This window comes from Dactylosporangium sp. NPDC051541 (genome assembly GCF_044454505.1).
In the GTDB taxonomy this organism is placed as follows: domain Bacteria; phylum Actinomycetota; class Actinomycetes; order Mycobacteriales; family Micromonosporaceae; genus Dactylosporangium.
This window is the reverse complement of sequence record NZ_JBITDU010000004.1, coordinates 506,151-527,307: the sequence shown is the minus strand read 5'-3', so window position 1 is coordinate 527,307 and position 21,157 is coordinate 506,151. Positions and strand designations below refer to the sequence as shown.

General features: G+C 72.0%; 21 protein-coding genes. 12 read left to right on the top strand and 9 right to left on the bottom strand.

The features are described from left to right. Positions 1-60 precede the first annotated feature (60 nt). From ACIA8L_RS21900 to selD, 3 genes are all read right to left on the bottom strand, one after another. Positions 61-462, bottom strand: coding sequence for an RDD family protein (locus tag ACIA8L_RS21900; RefSeq protein WP_395907234.1), 402 nt, complete (start codon positions 460-462; stop codon positions 61-63). A gap of 23 nt (positions 463-485) precedes the next feature. Then, positions 486-887, bottom strand: a complete 402-nt coding sequence (locus ACIA8L_RS21895) for a DUF2752 domain-containing protein (protein WP_395907232.1) — start codon at positions 885-887, stop codon at positions 486-488. A 110-nt stretch (positions 888-997) separates the two neighbouring features. Next, positions 998-1,996, bottom strand: coding sequence for a selenide, water dikinase SelD (gene selD / locus ACIA8L_RS21890; RefSeq protein WP_395907230.1), 999 nt, complete (start codon positions 1,994-1,996; stop codon positions 998-1,000). A 125-nt stretch (positions 1,997-2,121) separates the two neighbouring features. On the opposite strand from selD, the gene ACIA8L_RS21885 reads away from it, so the two are divergent. The 6 genes from ACIA8L_RS21885 to ACIA8L_RS21860 all read left to right on the top strand — a co-directional run bounded on the left by ACIA8L_RS21885 (position 2,122) and on the right by ACIA8L_RS21860 (position 6,938). After that, complete coding sequence (locus ACIA8L_RS21885; RefSeq protein WP_395907228.1) at positions 2,122-2,781, top strand: GntR family transcriptional regulator; 660 nt, start codon at positions 2,122-2,124, stop codon at positions 2,779-2,781. Further along, the gene (locus tag ACIA8L_RS21880; protein ID WP_395907226.1) at positions 2,778-3,566 is read left to right on the top strand and encodes a DUF1932 domain-containing protein; all 789 of its coding nucleotides are present in this window, start codon (positions 2,778-2,780) and stop codon (positions 3,564-3,566) included. The genes ACIA8L_RS21885 and ACIA8L_RS21880 overlap by 4 nt, the downstream gene beginning before the upstream one ends. 103 nt (positions 3,567-3,669) lie before the next feature. Next, positions 3,670-4,626, top strand: coding sequence for an ABC transporter substrate-binding protein (locus tag ACIA8L_RS21875; protein ID WP_395907224.1), 957 nt, complete (start codon positions 3,670-3,672; stop codon positions 4,624-4,626). Then, positions 4,623-5,387 (top strand): ABC transporter permease, encoded by a 765-nt coding sequence (locus ACIA8L_RS21870; RefSeq protein WP_395907222.1) that lies wholly within the window; start codon positions 4,623-4,625, stop codon positions 5,385-5,387. Before ACIA8L_RS21875 ends, ACIA8L_RS21870 begins: the two co-directional genes overlap by 4 nt. After that, positions 5,384-6,157, top strand: a complete 774-nt coding sequence (locus ACIA8L_RS21865) for an ABC transporter permease (protein ID WP_395907219.1) — start codon at positions 5,384-5,386, stop codon at positions 6,155-6,157. Before ACIA8L_RS21870 ends, ACIA8L_RS21865 begins: the two co-directional genes overlap by 4 nt. Continuing rightward, the gene (locus ACIA8L_RS21860) at positions 6,144-6,938 is read left to right on the top strand and encodes an ABC transporter ATP-binding protein (RefSeq protein ID WP_395907217.1); all 795 of its coding nucleotides are present in this window, start codon (positions 6,144-6,146) and stop codon (positions 6,936-6,938) included. The genes ACIA8L_RS21865 and ACIA8L_RS21860 overlap by 14 nt, the downstream gene beginning before the upstream one ends. On the opposite strand, the gene ACIA8L_RS21855 is transcribed toward ACIA8L_RS21860, so the two are convergent. Further along, positions 6,894-7,421, bottom strand: coding sequence for a helix-turn-helix domain-containing protein (locus ACIA8L_RS21855; RefSeq protein WP_395907214.1), 528 nt, complete (start codon positions 7,419-7,421; stop codon positions 6,894-6,896). The genes ACIA8L_RS21860 and ACIA8L_RS21855 overlap by 45 nt on opposite strands. A gap of 36 nt (positions 7,422-7,457) precedes the next feature. On the opposite strand from ACIA8L_RS21855, the gene ACIA8L_RS21850 reads away from it, so the two are divergent. The 5 genes from ACIA8L_RS21850 (at position 7,458) to ACIA8L_RS21830 (ending at position 14,307) form a co-directional block, all read left to right on the top strand. Then, on the top strand, positions 7,458-8,351 hold the full coding sequence (locus ACIA8L_RS21850; protein ID WP_395907212.1) for an alpha/beta fold hydrolase: 894 nt from the start codon (positions 7,458-7,460) through the stop codon (positions 8,349-8,351). Positions 8,352-8,377: 26 nt separating this feature from the next. Then, on the top strand, positions 8,378-8,935 hold the full coding sequence (locus tag ACIA8L_RS21845) for a CGNR zinc finger domain-containing protein (protein WP_395907210.1): 558 nt from the start codon (positions 8,378-8,380) through the stop codon (positions 8,933-8,935). Between the two features lie 44 nt (positions 8,936-8,979). Next, the gene (locus ACIA8L_RS21840; RefSeq protein WP_395907208.1) at positions 8,980-9,471 is read left to right on the top strand and encodes a hypothetical protein; all 492 of its coding nucleotides are present in this window, start codon (positions 8,980-8,982) and stop codon (positions 9,469-9,471) included. Between the two features lie 67 nt (positions 9,472-9,538). Further along, the gene (locus tag ACIA8L_RS21835; protein WP_395907206.1) at positions 9,539-11,053 is read left to right on the top strand and encodes an MDR family MFS transporter; all 1,515 of its coding nucleotides are present in this window, start codon (positions 9,539-9,541) and stop codon (positions 11,051-11,053) included. Positions 11,054-11,097: 44 nt separating this feature from the next. Next, positions 11,098-14,307, top strand: a complete 3,210-nt coding sequence (locus ACIA8L_RS21830; protein ID WP_395907204.1) for a DUF4132 domain-containing protein — start codon at positions 11,098-11,100, stop codon at positions 14,305-14,307. Positions 14,308-14,605: 298 nt separating this feature from the next. Here ACIA8L_RS21830 and ACIA8L_RS21825 read toward each other — a convergent pair whose 3' ends face one another. From ACIA8L_RS21825 to ACIA8L_RS21810, 4 genes are all read right to left on the bottom strand, one after another. After that, positions 14,606-14,833 (bottom strand): hypothetical protein, encoded by a 228-nt coding sequence (locus ACIA8L_RS21825; protein ID WP_395907202.1) that lies wholly within the window; start codon positions 14,831-14,833, stop codon positions 14,606-14,608. Positions 14,834-14,905: 72 nt separating this feature from the next. Continuing rightward, positions 14,906-15,493, bottom strand: a complete 588-nt coding sequence (locus tag ACIA8L_RS21820; protein WP_395907200.1) for a dihydrofolate reductase family protein — start codon at positions 15,491-15,493, stop codon at positions 14,906-14,908. Between the two features lie 260 nt (positions 15,494-15,753). Further along, positions 15,754-16,548 (bottom strand): hypothetical protein, encoded by a 795-nt coding sequence (locus ACIA8L_RS21815; RefSeq protein ID WP_395907198.1) that lies wholly within the window; start codon positions 16,546-16,548, stop codon positions 15,754-15,756. Between the two features lie 789 nt (positions 16,549-17,337). Beyond that, a complete protein-coding gene (locus ACIA8L_RS21810) occupies positions 17,338-18,126 on the bottom strand; it encodes a hypothetical protein (protein ID WP_395907196.1) in 789 nt (262 codons plus the stop codon). A gap of 677 nt (positions 18,127-18,803) precedes the next feature. Here ACIA8L_RS21810 and ACIA8L_RS21805 point away from each other — a divergent pair. Continuing rightward, entirely contained in the window at positions 18,804-19,028 is a 225-nt protein-coding gene (locus ACIA8L_RS21805) for a hypothetical protein (protein WP_395907194.1), read from the top strand. Positions 19,029-19,282: 254 nt separating this feature from the next. On the opposite strand, the gene ACIA8L_RS21800 is transcribed toward ACIA8L_RS21805, so the two are convergent. Beyond that, positions 19,283-21,157 (bottom strand): fibronectin type III domain-containing protein (locus tag ACIA8L_RS21800; protein WP_395907192.1); only part of this gene is annotated, 1,875 nt, incomplete at its 5' end.

The following is a 21,157-nucleotide window of genomic DNA, read 5'->3' as shown; positions in this document are numbered from 1 at the left end:
AGAAGCCGCGGTGCCGGAGGTCCGGCACCGCGGCTTGCGTGTTCCTTGACGAGCGGGTGGTTACTTGACGACCAGGCTGCCGGTGATCTTGTCGGCGAGGGTCTGACGCTTGGCGTCCCACAGCGGGAACAGGAAGCCGATGTAGCAGATGATGGCGTCGACGATGTGGGCGATGTCGCGGACGAACGCGCCGCCGAAGCCGAGGGGCTGGCCGGTCTGCTCCTTGACCAGGCGGATGCCGAGGGCCTTCTTGCCCAGGCTCTGGCCCTGGCCGCCGAGGTACCAGCGGTTGTAGATGGTGTAGGCCAGCGCGAGCAGGGCGAAGACGTAGTACAGCGGGCCGATGGTCGGGTCGTCGGCGGTCGGGCCGCCGAGCGCGTAGCCGATGCCACCGAGGATCGCCGCCGGAACGACGTCGACGAGGTAGGCGCCGACCCGGATGGGCCAGGTTGCGTAGTTCATGGGGGTTCTCTCCCTGCCAACGATCAGAAAAGGTCTGCACGGTGGAGCTGGAAAAGCCAGCTCGCCGTCGCGGCGGCGAGCATCGTCACGGCGACCCGGCGCCGGGCTTTCGCGGACCACGGCTCCGGAGGGCGCACGACACCGAGATGCCGGAGCGCCAGCAGTGGTACCGCGACCGCCGTCAGCAGCGCCAGCCCGAACACGGCCGGATTGGCGCCCAGCGCCGCGAGCGCGTGGCCGTGGACGAGGTCCACGGCCGCGGTCGTGAGGCCACAGGCCGGACAGGGCACACCGGTCGCCCAGCGCAGCGGGCAGGGCAGGCCGAGCCCGGTCCCGGTGGTGACCGCCGGCCAGGCCGCAGCCGCGCCCGCGACCGCCAGCCCGAACGCGCCGAGCCGCTCCGGAACCGAGTACTGCCTGCTCACCCCGCGACCCCGTCCTCGCAGTAACGAGAGGTGATCTTAGGAGGTGATCGTGATCACTGGCTGTCGGCTGATCGTCCGATGCCAAACGACTTACGCGGGGATCTTCCCGGTCAAACCACGCGCAGGGTCGGCCCTTCGGCCGGGATCAGCTCACCGATCACCGGATAGCCGGGGACCTCGCCGGCCACCAGCAGCCCGCCGGACGTCTGCGCGTCGGCCAGGAGCAGCAGCTCGTCCTCGCTCGCGGCGCCGGGGTCCAGGTGCGGCCGGACCCAGTCCAGGTTGCGCCGGGTGCCGCCGCTGACGAAGCCGTCGGCGAGGGCCCGGCGGGCGCCGTCGAGGTAGGGCACGGCCGCCGCCGACACCACGGCCGTCACCCCGCTGGCCCGGGCCAGCTTGTGCAGGTGGCCCAGCAGGCCGAACCCGGTGACGTCGGTGGCGCAGACGGCCCCCGCGGCGAGGGCCGCCTCCGAGGCGTCCCGGTTGAGGGTCGTCATGGCGGCCACCGCGTGCGGGAACGGCTCGCCGGTGGCCTTGTGCCGGCTGTTGAGCACGCCGATGCCGAGCGGCTTCGTGAGCGTCAGCGGCACGCCGGGGCGGCCGCGGTCGTTGCGCAGCAGGCGGTCGGGGTCGGCCAGGCCCGTGACGGCCATGCCGTACTTCGGCTCGGGGTCGTCGACGGAGTGTCCGCCGGCCACGTGACAGCCGGCCTCGCGGGCGATGTCGAGGCCTCCGCGCAGTACCGCTGCCGCCAGTTCCATCGACAGGAGATCGCGCGGCCAGGCGAGCAGGTTGACGGCCACCACCGGCCGGCCGCCCATCGCATAGACGTCGGAGAGTGCGTTGGCGGCCGCGATCCGGCCCCAGTCGTACGCGTCGTCGACCACCGGCGTGAAGAAGTCCGCCGTCGCCACGATGGCCGTGCCGTTGGCGATGGACACGACGGCCGCGTCGTCACCGTCGTCCAGCCCCACCAGCAGCTCGCCCGGCCCGCGGGGCGCGTTGTCGCCGGTCAGCCCGGCCACCACCGCCTCCAGCTCGCCGGGCGGGATCTTGCAGGCACAGCCGCCGCCGTGCGCGTAGCCGGTGAGCCGGAGAGTCTGCGTCACCACCCCACTCTATGCGCACTCCACGGTCGCGGATTGTCAACGATCCTCTGTGTTTTCCACAAGCATTTTTCGCGGGGGTACCGCCAATTGTTGACAATCGCGGCGAGCGTTGCGACACTTCGGCCGTGTCCGCACAGGCTCAACCGACGACGCCGGCCGCGCTGGCCCGCGAGGCGCTGCGGGCGGCGATCGCGCGCGGGGAGTATCTGCCGGGCGAGCGCCTCATCGAGGCCCAGCTGTGCCAGCGGCTGGGCGCCAGCCGGTTCACCGTCCGGGCGGCGCTGCAGGACCTGGCCGCCGACGGCCTCGTCGAGGTCCAGCGCAACCGCGGCGCCCAGGTCCGCAAGGTCTCCGTGGAGGAGGCGATCGAGATCAGCGAGGTCCGGATGGTCCTCGAGGGCCTGGTCGCGGCCCGGGCCGCCAGCCGGGTCACCGACGAGCAAGCCAGCGACCTCGACGAGGTGGCGCTGCTGATGCGGCGGGCGGTGGCGGCCGGGGAGTTCCACCGCTACTCCGAGCTCAACCAGCGCCTGCACGCCCTGATCCGCACCGTCGCGGCCCACCGCACCGCCGACGGCATCATCGAGACGCTGCGCGGCCAGGTGGTCCGCCACCAGTTCATGCTGTCGCTGCACCCGGGGCGTCCCGCGGTGTCCCTGCCGCAGCACGAACGCATCATCGAGGCCATCCGCCACCGCGACCCGAAAGCCGCCGAAGCCGCCATGCGCGACCACATCGCCAGCGTCATCGACCACCTCCGCTCCCTCGACGAGGTCCGGCCGTGACCCCCTCCGGGACCGGCGCCGGGAGCGGCCCCGTGATCGCGGTGCTGGGTCTGGGCGAGGCCGGGGGGCGGTTCGCGGCCGATCTCGTCGCGGCGGGGGCGTCGGTGCGGGGGTACGACCCGCGGGTGGCGGCGCCTCAGGGAGTACACCCGGCGGAAAATGCGGCCGAAGCCTGCCACGGCGCCGGGGTCGTGCTCAGCGTGAACAGTGCCGCCGACGCGCTCGACGCCCTCGCGCAGGGGCTGCCCGGCTGCGCGCCCGGGACGGTGTGGGGCGAGCTCAACACCGCGGCGCCGGCGGTGAAGGAGGCCGTCCGGCGGGCCGCGGGGGCGCGGGTGGTCGTCGCCGACGTGGCGATCATGGCGCCGGTGCCGCCGAAGGGCCTGCTGACGCCGATGGCCGTGAGCGGTCCGGGGGCCGTGGCGTTCGCGGCCGCGCTCGGGGCGTTCGGGACGCCGGTCGAGGTCCTGGACGGGCCGGTCGGGCTGGCCGCGACCCGCAAACTGCTGCGCAGCGTGTTCTACAAGGGACTGGCGGCGGCCGCGGTCGAGGCCCTCGCGGCGGCGGAGGCGGCCGGACTGGCCGAGTGGCTGGCCGGGAACATCGAACAGGAGCTGATCAAGGCCGACGCGGCGACCCTCGAGCGGCTCGTCACCGGCTCGCGCACCCACGCCGTGCGGCGCCGGCACGAGATGCAGGCCGCGGCCGAGCTCCTGGACGGGCTCGGCGTCCCGGCCCGCGTCGCCCGGGCGAGCCGGGACTGGCTGGCGGATCTCGCCGGCTGAAACCGGTTTTCCCGCTGGCCGGAAGCTTTCCGGGCGAATGGGCGACCATCCGGCCGGTGGAACTACGGTTCCGCCAAGGATCGCCCCGGAAGGCGGAAATCCAATGTCGCGCACTCGTCTGCTGCCGTTCGTGCTGGTCTTCGCCCTCGCCGCGGCCTGCGGCTCCGACCCGGCCACCAGCCCGCCCGGCGGGTCGTCGGCATCGCCGGACAAGGTCAAGGTCGGCGTGATCCCCATCGTCGACGTCGCCCCGATCTACCTCGGCAAGGCGCAGGGGTTCTTCAGCCGGCGCAACATCGACGTGAGCATGGAACAGGCCCAGGGCGGCGCCGCGATCGTGCCCGGCGTGGTCTCCGGGCAGTACCAGTTCGGGTTCAGCAACATCGTGTCGCTGCTCGTCGCCGGCCAGCAGAAGGTCCCCGTCAAGGTCGTCGCCAACGGCGTCAACTCCACCGGCGACGCGGCCAAGGACTTCGGGCAGCTGATCGTCAAGGACCCGGCCATCCGGACGGCGAAGGACCTCGAGGGCAAGACGGTCGCCACCAACACGGTGAAGAACATCGTCGACACCTCGGTCAAGGAGATCGTGCGCAAGGCCGGCGGCGACCCGGCGAAAGTGAGCTTCGTCGAGCTCGCGTTCCCCGACATGTCGGCGGCTCTGGACGCCGGGCGGGTGCAGGGGATGTTCGTCGTCGAGCCGTTCCTGGCCCCGGCCCTGGCCAAGGGCTGGCGGTCGCTCGGCGGCTACGCCGACGTCGACCCGAAGCTGTGCGTGGCCGCCTACTTCACCTCCAACCAGCGCATCGCCGAACAGGCCGACCTGGTCAAGCGGTTCACGGAGGCCATGCGGGAGTCGCTCGCCTACGCCGACGGGCACCCGGACGCGGTCCGGCAGATCGTGACGACCTATACCCAGATCAAGGCCGAAGCGGCGGCGGCGATGACACTGCCGAAGTGGTCGAGCACCATCGACACGGCGTCGGTGGGCAAGATGAACCAGCTCCTCGCCACCAACGGCGTGCTGAGCGCCCCGGTCGACACGGCGAAGCTGCTGCCGTGAAGGGTCTCGGCGGGCTGCTGGGATTCGCACTGCTGCTGGAGCTGCTGCCGCGGCTGGGTATCGTGCCGCGGCAGCACTTCCCGCCGTTCAGCGCCATGTGCGCGAGCCTGGCCGAGCAGGCCGGCCGGGGTGCGTTCTGGGCCGCGGTCGGCGGCACCCTGCGGATCTGGCTCCTCGGCCTGGCCGTCGCCGTCGCCGGTGGGGTCCTGCTGGGGCTGGTGATCGGGTCGGTGCCGGTGCTGCGGGCCGCGACCGCGTCGACGATCGAGTTTCTCCGCCCGATCCCGTCGGTGGCGCTGCTCCCGCTGGCCGTGGTGCTGTTCAGCGCGCCGGTGCGCTCGATCCTGCTGCTGGTCGTCTACGCCTCCCTCTGGCCGGTGCTGATCCAGGTCCTGCACGGCGTGGCCGACGTCGACCCGGTCGCCCGCGAGACGGCCGACTCGTATCGGCTCGGCCGCTGGGAGCGGACCCGCTACCTCGTGTGGCCGACGATGCTGCCGTACGCGATGACCGGCATCCGCCTCGCGACCTCGATCGCGCTGGTGCTCACCGTCACCGGGGAGCTGTTCATCGGCGGCACCGAAGGCCTCGGCGAGCAGCTGTCCCTGGCCCGCAACAGCGGCGACGACGGGGTGGCGCTGATGTACGGCCTCGTCATCGTCGCCGGTGTCCTCGGCGTCGCGGCCAACCTCGTCACCCGCCGGGCCGAGCGGGCCGTGCTGGCCTGGCACCCGTCGGTGCGCCGGGAGTTGCCGCTGTGAGCCGGGTCCTGACGCGGCTGGGCCTGGCCCTGGGGCTGCCCGTGGTGCTGCTGGCCGGGTGGTGGTTCGCCAGCGCCGGCAGCCTCGACTTCTACCAGCCGCCCCTGGAGACGATCCTGCGGTCGTTCCCGGACACCTGGACGCCGCAGCGGCTGCGCTCCGACGTGCTGCCCAGTCTGCTGCGCCTGTTCGCCGGCTACGGGCTCGCCCTCCTGCTCGGGGTCGCGCTGGGGGTGGCGATCGGGTCGTCGCGGACGCTGCGGGCCGTCACCGAACCGGTGCTGGAGTTCCTGCGGGCAGTACCCCCGCCGATGCTTGTGCCTGTGCTTGTGTTGTTGTCCGGGTTCTCCGACCGCACCAAGATTCTGGTGATCGTCTTCGGGGCGATCTGGCCCGTGCTGCTCAACACCGTCGAGGGCGTCCGCGGGGCCGACGAGGTGCTCGTCGACACCTGCCGCACCTATCGGATCACGGGCGGGCTGCGGCTGCGCGCGTTCGTGCTGCGGGCGGCCAGTCCGCAGATCGTGGTCGGGGCCCGGCAGGCGCTGTCGATCAGCATCATCATGATGGTCATCGGCGAGCTGCTCGGGACCACGAACGGGCTCGGGTACATCATCATCGATTTTCAACGCACGTATCAGATCCCGCAGATGTGGTCCGGGGTCTTCGTGCTGGGGCTGCTCGGCGTCGCGCTGTCGGCGCTGTTCGGCCTGGTCGAGCGGCGCGTGCTGCACTGGTACGGCTCGGGGGGTGCCGGTGCTCGACGTTGAGGCTCTGGCCAAGACCTACGACGGGCAGGGGCGCCGCGTCGAGGCCCTCGCCGACATCACGCTGCGGGTCGGTGCGGGCGAGTTCGTGTGCGTCGTCGGCCCGTCCGGGTGCGGCAAGACGACGCTGCTGCGCTGCCTCGGCGGGCTGCTGCGGCCCACGTCCGGCGCCGTGCGGGTCGGCGGCACCGAGGTCACCGGGCCGCCGGACGGGCTGGCGATCGTGTTCCAGGAGTACGGCCGCAGCCTCATGCCGTGGCTGCGCGTCGCCGAGAACGTCGAGCTACCGCTGCGGGCCAAACGCCGGCCCCGTCCCGAGCGGCGCCGCCTGGTCGCGTCGGCGCTCGCCGCGGTCGGCCTCGCCGACGCCGGCCGGGCCTATCCGTGGCAGCTCTCCGGCGGGATGCAGCAGCGGGTGGCGATCGCCCGGGCCATCGCGTTCGAGCCGCGGGTGCTGCTCATGGACGAGCCGTTCGCGGCCGTCGACGCCCAGACCCGCGCCGACCTCGAGGACCTGGTCCGCTCGGTCTGGCAGGCCACCGGTGTGACCCTGCTGTTCGTCACCCACGACATCGACGAGGCCGTCTACCTGGGGCAGCGGGTCGTCATCCTGTCGAAGTCACCGACCCGGGTCCTGGAGGATCTGCCGGTCGACCTTCCGCCCGTGCGTGACCAGCTGCTGACCCGCGCGGACCCGGCCTTCGTCCGGCTGCGCACCCACGTCTACGCGCAGATCAAATCAGTCGCGCAACGGGAAGAGGATCGGGCTCAGGAGATGTTGTGAGCGGCCGGCCGCCGGTTCGTTGCCGATGTGCGGCACGATCGCGGCCCGCATCCCGGCGATGAGCTCCGCGCGCTCCTGCGCCGTCAGCCACACGGCGTGCTGGCGGTAGCCGACCTGATCCTTCGCCGGGTCCGCGGCCGGGTCGTCGAGGTACGCCTGGTATTCGGCCAGGAGCGCCGCCATCGACGCCGCGAACGCCCGTCGATGCTCGTCGACCGTCGCCGCCGCGGCCCGCTCGGCGGTGACCGCGGCCCGGGCCGGCCGCAGGCGGTAGTGCCGCTCCACGAACCCCCGCACCTGCTGCTCGTGCGTCGTCTCCAGGATGCCGGCCTCGGCCAGGAGGGCGACGTGGCGATACACCGTCGCCTTCGACGCGTCCCCGATCCGCTCGCACAGCTGCTGCGTGGTCAGCGTCCGCCCGCCCGACAGCGCGTGCACGATCCGCAGCCGCACGGGGTGCAGCAGGAGCTCGACCGGGTCCATTGGCTAATATTCGCACACCTGATAATGTTCTCATTCATGAGAACATTGCCACGGGGTGAGCTCGTCACGGTCGGCGGTCGCCGGATCGCGCTGTACCGGGCCGGAGCGGGTGACCCGGCCGTCGTGCTCCTGCCCGGCGCGGGCCTGGTCGGCCTCGAGTACGACAACCTGCTGCGGGGCGCGGCCGAGCTGACCACCGCCGTCACCTACGACCGGGCCGGCACCGGCTGGAGCGACGACATCGCGCTGCCCCGGACGGCCGCGGCGGTCGCCGAGGAGCTGCACGAGGTCCTGGCCGCGGCCGGCATCGAGGGCCCGTACGTCCTGGCCGGGCACTCCATGGGCGCCGTCTACGCCCGCCGCTTCGCCCAGCTGCACCCGCACGACGTGGCCGGCCTGCTGTTCATCGACCCCGGCCACGAGGACATCCTGCGCCACCTGCCGCCCGAGGTCGTCGCACTGAACGAGCGCATGAAGCCCACCTGGGACGCGCTGCCGGACCTGACGCCGGAGCAGATCGAGGCTTCGCGACAGGCCCTTTCGCAGTTGTACGCCCAGTGGCCCGACGACATCCGCACGCCCTTGGTGGAGCATCGCCTGACGCACTGGCGCACCGGCATCGCGGAGGGGCGCAACCTCGAGGACGAGGTCTACGCGGAACTGTCCGCCGGCGGCCCCCTGCCCGACGTGCCCCTCATCGTGCTCACGGCGGCCGACAAGAACCCGTTCTGGGTCCAGCACATGCCGCCGGAGCTCCTGGAGGCCGCCCACGCCGGTGTGCTGGCCCTGCACGCGGCGATCGCGGCCTCGGTCCCGCGCGGCGAGCAGCGGCTGATCGCCGGGGCGTCGCATCAGTACCTCCACGTCCAGCAGCCCGGCCCCGTCCTGGCCGCTCTCCGCGACCTTCTCGCCCGCGTGGGTACCGGTTAAACCGGTGTAGGGTCTAGGCTGTGCCGATGGCCGATACCTTCCGCCAGGGTGCCGGGCGGCTCTGCCTCGACTTCACCCGCACGCTGCGCAACCGCGGCACCGACCACAGCGTCGACGAGCTCACCGACGGCCCGGCCCTGTCCGCCTGGGTCGGCCAGTGCGGCCCGGTCGCGCCCGTGCCCGGCAGCGTCGTGCCCGAGGCGATCGTGCGCGACGCCCAGCAGCTCCGCGAGGCCGTCTACGCCCTGGTCGAGGCGGCCCGCACGGACGGCGGCCCGGTCGCGGCCGGCGAGGCACCGCGCGAGCGCGTCAACCTGGCCGCGATGCGGACCGTCCCCGTGCCGGCCCTGGGTGAGCAGGGCGAGCTGCGCTGGTACGCCAACGACCCCGTGACCGGCACCCTGGCCCTGATCGCCCGCGACGCCCTGGACCTCGTCACCTCCCCGGCGGTGGCCCGCATCCGCACCTGCGCCGACCCGGCCTGCAACGCCCTCTTCCTCGACCTGTCCCGCCCCGGCCGCCGCCGCTGGTGCTCGATGGACAGCTGCGGCAACCGGGCCAAGAAGCAGCGCCGCCGCACCTGATTCCGGCTGTCCGTGCGCTCTCGCCGGTTGGGTACGCTGTGGCGATGCGTCGATCTTGGGTATTGATCGCCACCGTGCTGATGCTGCTGACCGCCTGCGGCGACCCGGTCGAGCAGTCCGGCGCAACCCAGTGGCAGATCCCGGCCGCCCCGCCCCCCGGCGAGCACTGGACAGGCAAGATCACGATTGACCGCTCGTCCGGCGCGATCGCGGCGCCCGGCTTCAACGACCTGATCGACCGCGCGTCCCCGCCCTGGTCCGATGCCCCCGACACCACGGCGGCGGAACTGCTGGCCCTCAACGGCCCGTTCGACGGCCGCCCCAAGATCTACCTGTCGCAGGAGCGCGACGGCGCGAAGACGATCGTCACCGCGACCGTCACCAACCTCGGCGACGACTCGATCAGCGCCGAACGGTACCGCGTCGAGCTCACCCCCGGCCCCGGCGGCCACTACCGGTTCACCTCGGGCCGGCAGACCCGCAAATGCCGGTCCGGCCGCGGCCACCAGGACTTCACCACGGAATTCTGCTCCTGACCGGGAGTGCGCAACCAGACAGCCGTTCGCCGCGCGGCCGGTGATCGGGAAGTCGTAAGGTGTGGCCATGCAAGAGGCCACTTTCACCAAGCCGGCCGCGGTCGGGCTGCGCTCGGAGCGCGGGCCGGTGCTGGGCTCGGTCATGCTGACCACCGGCCTGGTCGCGCTGGACAGCACGATCATCGCGACCGCGGTACCGTCGGTGGTGCGCGACCTCGGCGGGTTCTCGCACTTCCCGTGGCTGTTCTCGATCTACCTGCTGACCGCGGCCGTCACCACGCCGCTCTACGGCAAGCTCGCCGACGTGCTCGGCCGCAAGCCCGTCATCTTCTTCGGCATCGCCGTGTTCCTGGTCGGGTCGGTCCTGTGCGGGGCCGCGTGGAGCATGCTGACACTGATCATCTTCCGGGCCGTGCAGGGCATCGGCGCCGGGGCGATCCAGCCGATCAGCATGACGATCATCGGCGACCTGTACTCCGTCGAGGAACGGGCGCGGGTGCAGGGGTACGTCGCCGGCGTCTGGGGTGTGTCGTCGGTCGTCGGGCCGACCCTCGGCGGCGTGTTCGCCGACTACCTGTCCTGGCGCTGGATCTTCTTCGTCAACCTGCCGCTCGGCCTGTGGGCCCTGTGGATGTTCGCCCGCAACCTCAAGGAGAACGTCGAGCGGCGCGCCCACCGCATCGACTACCTCGGCGCGGCGCTGCTCATCGGCGGCTGCACGCTGCTCATCCTCGGCACGCTCGAGGGCGGCATCATGTGGGCCTGGGACAGCGCCCCCAGCATCGTGATCTTCGCGGTCGGCGCGGTGATGGTGACCGCGTTCGTGTTCGTCGAGCGGCGCGCGGCCGAGCCCGTCCTGCCGCTGTGGGTGTTCCGGCACCGCACGCTCGTCGGCGGCAACCTCGTCGCGCTCGCGGTGGGCGCGCTGGTCATCGGCCTGAGCTCCTACGTGCCAAATTTCTCTCAGGGGGTACTGGGCACAAGCGCGCTGGTCGCCGGGTTCGTGGTCGCGGCGATGACGCTGGGCTGGCCGATCACGGCGACGTTCTCGGGGCGCATCTACCTGCGCATCGGCTTCCGCAACACCGCGCTGATCGGTGGCGCCGTCATCATCGGCGGCACCGTCATGTGCGCGTTGCTCACCGAGGACACCACGGTCGCCATGATGTCGATCGCCTGCTTCGTCATCGGCGCGGGCCTCGGCCTCACGGCGGCACCGACGCTGATCGCGGTCCAGTCCGTCGTCGGCTGGGACCGCCGCGGCGTGGTGACCGGCACCAACATGTTCTTCCGCTCGGTCGGCAGCGCGGTCGGCGCGGCCGTGTTCGGGGCCATCGCCAACACGACCCTTGACGACCGCTTCGCCGCCGCCCCGCCGGACGTGAAGCCCGCGGTGAGCTCCGGGGCCGACGCGACAAGCATCGTGCTCAAGGCCGGCGACGTGCCCGCGATCGTCGCCGACTACGTCCGGGCGAGCCTGTATGCGGCCACCCACAACGTGTTCGTGGGGCTGGCGATCGTCGGCGTCTGCGGTGTCGCCGCGATCCTGCTGATCCCGCGGAAGATCGAGCAGCTCCCGTAGCTTTCGCGGGAAAAGTGTCGTACCCGGTCGTTAGTGTGACCGCCGTGACGTTCGTTCTGCCGCCTTCGTGGCTTCGCAGCATCCATCCGCGCCGCGGCGGCGTGCCGGTCCCATATGAGCCGGGCGCCGCACCGCCGCGGATACCGGAGCGCGCGGCCGCGATCCTGGCCCTCCCGGACACGCCGAGGGAGGCCGGCGAGGCGGGGCTGCTGGCGCTGCGTGGAGGTCCCGGCGTCACGCCGCTCGGTGTGGCCGCGCTGTGGGCCGTGGTGGTCCGCAATGAGCAGGAGTTTCGGCGCCCGGATCGGGCCGGCGACGTCGCCGACCACTGGGTCGCCCGGCACGGCCTGGCCTTCGCCGCCCGGACCGCGGCCGAGTTCGCCGAGCTCAAGGGGCCGCTCGGCGGCGATCGGCGGGCGACGGACTTCACCGAGCACCTGCTCGCGCCGCTGCGGGTGGCGCTGGCGGCGGCGGCCGACGAGGACTATGCGGCGGCCGTCGACGCGCTGCGGGCGGCCCGCGACAGCGGTTCGATGGACCGGCGGCTGGTCGCCTCGTTCCTGGCCCCGACCGAGGCGGAGTGGGTGCGGCGGGACATCGCCGAGATGCCCGCGCGGCACCGGCTCGGCTGGCTGCCGCTGGCCTCGGTGTCCACAGTGGACGAGGCGCTGGCTGTGCTCGACCGCTACGACGCCTACGAGCCCTGGGACCTCGTCGAGCCGCGCATGATGCACACCCTCGCGGAAGCGATCGGCGACGGGGTCCTCGACGTCTACGCGCAGGCGTGGACCGGGCGGTCGGTGGCCTACACGATGCGCGGGCAGCCCGAGTTCCTCCAGACCATGATGGCCACCCAGCCGCACATCCCGACCGACCGGGCGTTCCAGACCCTCGTCGACCAGGCCGAGCAGCGCGGCGTCCAGGCCGCGATCGCCGACGCCGCCGACCGCTACCCGGAGCGGGCCATGCGGCTGCTCGAGGCGTCGGCCGGCCGGCCCCGGGTCGCGGAGCTCCTGCGCCGCCACGTGGCCAAGCACCCCGACCTGGCACCACCGCACCTGCGGCCGGTGAGCGGCCCGCGGCCCGGCGAGGCACCGGCCGGGGCGCTGCCGGCGGTGCTCGCCGACCCGCCGTGGGTCAACCGCCCCAAGCCGGCCAAGCCCGTCGTGCTCGACCTGCACTGCCCCGACGAGCCCGCCGTGTCCTGGCCGCCCGGCGAGCGGGAGCGCCTGCTGGCGAAGCTGACGCCGGCCAGCCCTCACGTCGACTACGCCGCCTACGCCGAGGAGATCCGGGCCGGCGACACGTGGGACTGGCACGCCATCAAGGTGTTCGTCGAGGGGCCCGAGGACCTGGCGCTGTCGGTGATGGACCTCTACCGGCCCCGGCGGGTGTCGTTCGGCAAGTGGTGGCTGGACCGCATCGCCGCCCGGTTCGGCGTGCGGGCCTATCCGCTGGTGCTCAACACGGTGCGGGCCGACCCTGCCACCGCCCCCGTGCTGATGCCGTTCACCAGCCCGGAGATCGCGCTGCTCGTCGCCGACTGGCTGGCCCGGCTCAAGTCCGTCCGCCGAGAGGCCCACGCCTGGTTGCGGGCCCACCCGGCGGAGGCGTCCCGGGCCCTGATCCCGGCCGCGCTCGGCCGGGCCGGCGTCCAGCGGCGGCCGGCCGGTCTGGCCCTCGTCGCGCTGGCCGGCGCCGGGCACCGCGACGCCGTCCTGCTCGCGGCCAAGGACTACGGGGCCGAGGCCGAGGCCGGCGTCGCGGACCTGCTCGACGCCGACCCGCTGGTGCGCCAGCTCCCGCCCCGCATCCCGACCCCGCCGGAGTGGGCCGACCCGGTCGTGCTGCCCGCCGTGCGGCTGCGCCCGGCCGCCGACGGGGACTCCGCCGGGACACTGCCCGCCGCGGCGGTCAACGCGCTGCTGACGATGCTGATGATGTCGAAGGCCGGCGAGCCATACCCGGGGATCGCGCTCGTCCGGGACGCCTGCGAGCCGCACGACCTGGCCCGGTTCGGCTGGGAGGTGCTGTGCCGCTGGGAGGCCGCCGACGCCCCGCCCGCCGGCGGCTGGGCCCTCGACGCGCAGGCGTTCCTCGGCGACGACCAGACCGCGGCCGGGCTGGCCGCCGCGGTGCGGCGCTGGCCCTACGAGGGCGCCCACAAGCGCGCCGCGGCCGGCCTCGACACCCTCATGCACCTGGGCACCGAGGCGGCGCTGCGGGAGCTGCACGACATCGCGACCAAGGTCAAGGCGAAGGCCGTCCGGGCCCGGGCCGAGGCCAACCTGACCGGCGTCGCGGAGGCGATCGGCCTCACCGCCGAAGCCCTCGCCGACCGCCTCGTCCCGCACTTCGGCCTCGCCCCCGACGCGACGATGGTCCTCGACTACGGCCCCCGCAAGTTCGTCGCCGGCTTCGACGACCAGCTCAAGCCCTACGTCGCCGACGAGGACGGCACCCGCCGCAAGGACCTGCCACCCACCGCCACCCGCGACGACGCCGACCTCGCGGCCGCGGCCCAGGCCCGGTTCACGGCGGCGAAGAAGGGCGTCCGCAAGGTCGCCACCGAGCAGGTGCGCCGCCTCGAGCGGGCCATGGCCGCCGGCCGCCGCTGGACCGCACCCGAGCTGCGCACCGTGCTCCTCGAGCACCCACTCCTGTGGCCCCTGGCCCGCCGCCTGGTCTGGATCACCGGCGCCCCCGGCGCCCAAGGCACCGCCTTGCGCATCGCCGAGGACCGCACCTTCGCCGACGTCACCGACGCCCCGTGCACCCTGCCCGCCGACGCCGTCCTCGGCGTGGCCCACCCGGTCGACCTGGACGTGCCCGCGTGGACGGAGCTCTTCGCGGACTACGACATCCTGCAACCGTTCCCGCAGCTGCGCCGCAAGGTCCACACCCTGCACCCCGACGAATCCGCCGCCGTCCGCCTGACCCGATTCGACGACCGCCGCGCGCTGACCGTGAAACTGCTCGCCCTGGATTGGCGCGGCTGGCGACGCTCCGGCCTGGAGGGCGCCCACCAGGCGAGCATGGAGCGCGACCTGCCCGGCGGCCGCCTCCTCGTCGTCAACCTGGACCCGGGCATCACCCTCGGCCTGCCCAACGAACACCCGGACCAGCACCTCGCCGACATCTGGATCTGCCCGCCCGACACCAACCCCTGGACCACCGACCGCCCGCTGCCGTTCTCGTCCCTGGACGCGGCCTCAACCTCAGAACTCCTGGCCGACCTGGAGTCCACCCTGTAAACACCACCCCCGCCAACGCCCCCCGCCACGCTCGCCCCACGGCCGTGTCCGAGGCCGCCCGCGCCGGACTCGACCCGGCGCACCACAGCACCCAGCAACCGCGCTCGATCGAGGCGACGACGCGGGAGAACCTCGCCGAAGCACGCGACCACGTCAGCTCGGCACGTGAGCACGAGCGGCCGCCGGCCGGCTCCGTGCCACGCACGCTGCGACGCGAACCCTCGACCGCCGCACCGAGGACACGGGCCTTGACGTCATCGCCGAACATCGGCTCCCGGCAACTCCGCGCAATATCAACCTAGCCGCGATCAGCTTCACCGGTCTGCCGCCGCGGGCGCTCGACCGGCGCTCCGACGCTCGTCACCATCGCTGAGCGATCCCGGGTGAGGTCGGCCTTTCCGCTCATACCGATGACAGCGCACCTGACCTTCAACAGGGCGAAGCGCAGGATGTCTACCGCCGCGCAGACGGTAGACATCCGTTGATGCCGCAGATCTCGCGCAGATGACGATACGAAGATCGTCATCTTCTTGGAGTGACGGGCCGACCCCATCGGCACACGCTGGTGCCGATGCGCATGCATTGGTGACCGTCAGTCTCAGGTGACGACGTAGGTCACAATGATCGCGCCTGTGCTGGTCACTTCGCTTCTCGACAGCCGCAGCGGACGGTGCGTGGCGTCGTCGAGAAAGAGACGCTTGCCGCCGCCCACCACGAGCGGGTCGATCATCAGTTGGAGTTCATCCACCAGGTCCAGCGCCAACAGGCTCTGAACGAGCCCAGGACTGCCGATGATGTGCAGGTCCTTGCCGTCCTCCGCTTTGAGCGAGCGCACGGCTGCATCAACGTCATCGCGCAGGAGAACCGAATTCGACCAGGTCAACGGCTCTTCGAGGGTCGTGGACACAACGTATTTCGGCAACCTGTTCAAGGGTTCGGCGAGCACCTGCTGATCTTGCGGCGCGGTCGGCCAGTGGGCCGCGAAGATCTCGTACGTGCCACGCCCCAGCAGGTACCCTCCCGCTCCCCGGACGTTCTCGATCACCCAGTTCATCGACAACTCATCGAAGTAGCGGGCGTGCCACCCACCGTGCCGGAAAGCGCCGCTCGTGTCCTCATCGGGATAGCTGGGAGCTTGGACCACCCCGTCCAGCGTCATCCACTCGTTCGCGATCAACTTCCGCATCCTGCGTCCTCTCCTCGGTCGTGCGCCGCTCCAAGCCTGCGTGGAGCGGCCCTGACGCTGGGGGGACGGAGCGAGAGAGGCGTCCTCGACATGAATCGCAAACGCAGACTGGGCAGGCGCACGGATCTGGCGCGATCCGGTCGTCGCATAGCTAGACCGGCCGCTTGTCGCTCTCGCCGCGAACGTCGCTGTTCCCGCTTGCGGGATGTCGTCCAGGGAGGGGTCCACCTGGGTCGTGGACGATACTTGACCTGCTGGTCTCATCCGGTGTCCCGGCACAGGTTCGACGCTGTTCGTCCGATCGCCGGGTCGACGGCCCGGGCCAGGGCGTCGCGCAGTTGCCTGGGAGCGACTACGAGCGCTTCACGCAGCGTTGCCACCGCGTGCTGCCCGCGGGTGCGTCCGGCGACGAGCGGGAGGCACCATAACGCGGTCGGCAGGTAGCGTGCATCGGCCAGCACCCGAGTCCGCAGCGCTGCTCGGGAAGCGTCACGAACTTCGTCCACCCAGTCAGCCGACCGCAGCATGATGACCGGCATCAAGATCGCCAACGGTCCCGTGTCGGTGTCCGGCTCCAGGAAGTCCCAGGGGGACACCCAGCCACGGGTGGTCAGGAGATCTGTGGCGCCGACGCCGTCAGCCAGTCCAGGTGCCGGTTCCGGCATTGCGAGGGGGTCGGCGCAGATGATGTCGACCGCCCGTTGCCGGACACGGCCGTCCGGGTGCATCCCAGCCAGCACCCAACTCACCGGTCCCGCAGTCCCGTCGGAGAGTCGGCCGCCGACCTCGTCCATCGCCGTCGTATGCCATCCGAACCGCTGCCGCACGTGCCGATCCAGGTGATTCCACCCTGCCTGCCGTCCATGGAAATCGAGCAGCTGGCAGATCGACCGCACGGATTCCGACGGCTCCAACGCCACCAGGCCCTCGACGAACGACCGCAACGCTTCCGGATCCCCCAATGCTGCGGCGTCCTTCGCCTCGAGCAACCGGGCCAGCCAACGCGGCAACGCACCATAGGCCACCGAAGGATTGCGGTAGTACTGCGCGGACATACCGGCACTCTGCCCGCTGATGATCTGTCAACGCAACGCCGTCATGACGCATCGACTCGGCTGCTCATGACTAGATCAGATGCGCGGTCATGCCGCGGATGCTGCTCGGCGGCAGGACGGCATAGTCCACAGCCAGTGGCCGGTCGCAAGCTCCCACAACCCTGGCGACGTCAGTGCGCCCCTCCCTCGAGCGCGACGCCCTGCCGATGACACCCGCGCCTCGCTGACGCTCGCTGCTGGGGTTGACCTGGCCTAGCCAGCTGTGTCGTTGTCGTGGCTGTTGCCGGACTTGTCGCTGCGCCGCGAATCGCGGACCCGCCGTCGTAGAGCCAGGGCAGCGGCAAGACCAACGCAGCCAGCAGCCAATTGCACGAGCCCGCTCGCCAGGTCGACGAGTTCGGCCAGAACGTGGGGGACGCCCACCGCAGCCTCCGAGGTCGATTCCTCCCGTGCGCTATACGGCGCACGGTCCCCCCGAGGCCCGGCAGAGGTTTCACTCCACGGGCACCTGCGTCCAGTATGCCAGAGCCGCGCACGGACTTTCGAGCTCGCTACCGCCGCCGACACCGCCGCAGCCGGGCCCCGGATCGCGTCGCGCTGCTGGAGCGCCTCGGCGGTCGTGACGACACCTGAACCAGCCCGCCGCGGCATAGGAGTGAGGCGGTTCATCGATCTTGGCTACCGGATCTGGCCGCTGGTCGCTCGGGCGGTTTCTCACGTGGCGGCACGCTCGTGCTCGCGGACGTGGTGTCGGCGCCCGGCCCGACTACGTCGAGCTTGGTCCGGTCATTACGGCTCGGCGTTCCATCGCGATGCCAGCTTCTCGCATGCTGCGGCCAACTCGTCGCGGGGTGGCGATCCGGTGTACGCGGCCGCCTCGAGTTGCTCGCTGAACCGCAGATAGGCAAGCTCGCATGGGGAGAGGTCTCGCGCGAGACCGCGTATCTTTCCGCGTTCCATGATGGCGATCCGATTCGCGGCTCGGACGTCGGCTTGGAAAGCGAGCTGTCGCGCTGCCCAGAACGCATCATCGTGCGGGTCAATCAGCGGCGGGATCTCTCGTCCGGGCGGGAAACCGAGCGCCGCGAACAACGCCAACACCCGATTCTGCATCGGCGCCGAGCCGGGCCAGTCAGCATCGAGGGCAGCGGCGAGCGCCGCCAGGTCCGGTGACCGTCCGGCCGCAGCCGCCCACGCCTTGAACTCCGCCACGACGCGGCGTGGGACGAACGGGCCCGGCTGGCCCTCCCGATGCTCGTACGGGCACGCCTTGCGCAGATTGGGCAGATGGACAGCGATGGCCAAACCGTCTGGAGTGCACGCGTCGACCCGAGCACACCAGCTCTCGGAAACAGCCGCCACTATCACCGGTGCGCCGGTCGCCGCCGCGAGCTGCCCGACGCCGGCAGCATGCCGTGGTCGCTCACGGTAGAACGGCACGACCACAACCCGCTGCCAACCCTCACCCAGATCGTGCAGCCCACCGAACCGGGACCCGAAAGCCTCCCGCACGCCCGGGTACGCCGGAAGCCATTCGCCGCCGGGCCGCGCGACCAGGATCGTTCCATACCAGCCCATGACGCGGACTGTAGCCGAGCCCGCACCACCCCAGAGCCGAGTCGGCATCCATTGCGCGATCCCCGCCCACAAGCAGCCGTCCCGGAGATCGTCATGACACCCGCGTCGCGATCTTGGCTTACGCACATGCCGCTGCGGGCGCTTGCGAGGGACCGGCCTTCGTCACCGCCGGCGAGTCGCCCCCGGCCGGGCAGCCCTTGCGCACGTGCCGATGATCGGAAAACGTGATGTTGTGGTTGGCGATCTGTTTGAGGTCCAGGTGCTGGCGGAGCCGTCACCGTCGGGATGGGCGGTGTTGCCGGCACTGTAGGAGATGCTTGCCGGGCCGTGCCCCTCGGGCGACATCGATCTCCGGAAATCCCTCCGGCGACCGCCTGGCGCCGGCCGGTTCGGTCGGTGGTGTGACGTTCCGGCGTGATGGTGCACTAGACGGATGGTGACGATCCGCGCTCGATTCGCCGCCGCGCGGGCCGCGTGGATCGGCCCCAGAGCTGCGACGGTGCCAGCGCGGCGGCCTAGGAACTGCGGCGGGCGGCACGGCCCAGCACGGCCCGGGCCGCAGCTCGCGCGGTGCGGACACGACAGCGGCGGTACCACTCCGACAGCGCCTCCGCCCCGGTCGAGCTGAAGATCCGCCAGGACTGGCCGCAAACGCTCACCGCGCCTTGGCCGGGATCTTGTCGGTTCTGCTCGTTGCGGCTGGGCTGATCTACACCAACGACGCCAGTCGCAAGCAGCAGCGCGCCACCCAGGACCAGATCCGCATCACCGAACAGGGCCAGCTCACCGACCGCTTCACCAAGGCCGTCGAGCAACTCGGGCAGGAGGGACCCGCAAACGTCGGACTTCGGCTCGGCGGCACCTACGCCTGCGCGGCGCGGATCTCGGCGGCGCCGACCTGAGCTAGGGCGAGTGCTTCGTCGCCGGGGCGGTGTGGCGTGAGGTGCCGGGCGGCCTCGGCGGCTGGCGGGTCCGGTGCTGCGGTCGCCCGGTACCGGGCTACGGCAACGCCCCGCCGATCCGGCCACCGGGCCAGGCCTGCATGAGCCGCTCCGGCGGGTGTTTGCGGGTGCGGTGGGACAGCGTCCGGCGGGGAGCGGGACGGCGGCCCGGGCGCGTAGAGCGTGGCCGGGCCGCCGGTCGTGTGGTGTGGGCGTCAGTGCGTTCGCGGCCGCCGGTAGCCGAGGGCGACGAGGCCGATGCCGGTGGCGGTGATCAGGCCGGCCCAGATGGTGAGGCCGGTGATCGGGGCTCCGGTGACCGGCAGTGCGCCGCTGCCGGTCGAGGTGGCCGTGGTGGTCGTGACCGGCATCCGGATCTGGTGGATGTTGCCGTTGGTGTCGACGCCGGAGGCGACGAGGTTGTGCTGGCCGGCCGCGACGGTGGCGGGGATGGTGACCTGCTTGGTGAAGCTGCCGCTGGCGTCGGTGGTGGCCGTGCCCAGGACCACCGGGGTGCTGTAGAGCACGACGGTGGCCGTCGAGTGCGGCGCGAAGCCGGTCCCGACGACGGTGATCTGCTGTGACGGCGCGACCTGGCTCAGGACGCCTTCGGTGGTGGAGAGTGTGGTGGGCGCGGCCACCGGGGCGGTGGCGGGCACCTCGGGTGCGGCCGCCGTGACAGGGATCGACGCGGGCGAGTCGGCTGAGTCGCCGGACGGGCTGTGGGCGACGACGGTGTAGGTGTAGGCGGTGCCGCTGACCGCACCGATGACGCACGACGTGGCGGTGACGGCCGTGGTGGTGCACGTGGCCGGTCCGGGATGGGCGTACACGGTGTAGCCGGTAACGGTGCTACCGGTGGCCTGCGGCCAGGTGACGACGGTCGATGCGGTTCCCGCGGTGGCTGTTGGCGTCCCGGTGGCCGCGGGCACGGTGGTCAGCGTGGTGCTGGCGCTCGCCGGACCGGTACCGGTGGCGTTGATGGCTCTGACCTGCACCTGGTAGGCGGTCTCCGGGGTCAGGCCGGTCACGGTGCCGGTCACCGTCGGCGCGGACGCGGTGGACAGCGTGACCCAGGTCTGCCCTCCGTCGGTGGAGATCTCGTAGCCGGTGATAGCCGCCCCGCCGGTCGACGGCTCGGGGAAGGCGATCGTGGCCGAGGTCGCCGCGGGGGTCAGGGTCAGCGGCGACGGCGCGGCCGGCACGGTGGCCGGGGTGACCGACGTGGACGGGCCCGACTCCGCCGAGTTGCCGGCGCTGTTGGTGGCGTGGGCCGTGAAGGTGTACGCCGTGCCATTGGTCAGGCCCGTGACGGTGCAGGGACTGGACGGGCAGGTCGCGGTGAGCCCGCCCGGCGTCGAGGTCACCGTGTAGGCGGACACGGGTGCGCCCCCGGTGCTGCCGGGTGCGGTGAACGCCACCGAAGCCGAGGCGTTGCCCCGCGTGGCAGTGACGTTGCCGGGCGCGCCGGGCACCGTGGCCGGGGTGAGGGACTGCGCCGTGGATGGGTTTCCTGTCCCCTTGGCGTTGATCGCACGCACTTGCACCGAGTAGGCGGTGCCGTTGGTCAGGCCCGAGACGGTGCCGCTGAGCAGGCCGTTGGTGCTTGTCGTCGTCAGCGTCGTCCAGGAGGAGCCGCCGTCGGTGGAGACCTCGTAGCCGGTGATCGCCGAGCCCTGGTTGCCGGGCGCGGCGAACTGGACGCCGACGCTGCCGTTGCCCGCGGTGGCCGTGACGGCCGGGGCGGCCGGTACGTCCGCCGGGCTGACCGAGTTGGAGGAGCCGGACTCCCCGGAGCTGCCCACGGCGTTGGTCGCGTGGACGGTGAACGTGTAGGCGGTGCCGTTGGTCAGGCCGGTCACGGTGCACGGGCTCCCCGGGCACGTCCCGGTGAGACCGCCCGGGCTCGACGTGACGGTGTAGCCGGTGATCGCCGACCCGCCGTCGTTGCCGGGGGCGGTGAAGGTCACCGACGCCTGCCCGGCGCCCCCGGTCGCGGTCCCGATCGCCGGGGTGCCGGGCGGCGACGCGGGCGTGACGGCGTTCGAGGCGGACGACTCGGCCGAGTCGCCGACGGTGTTCGTGGCGTG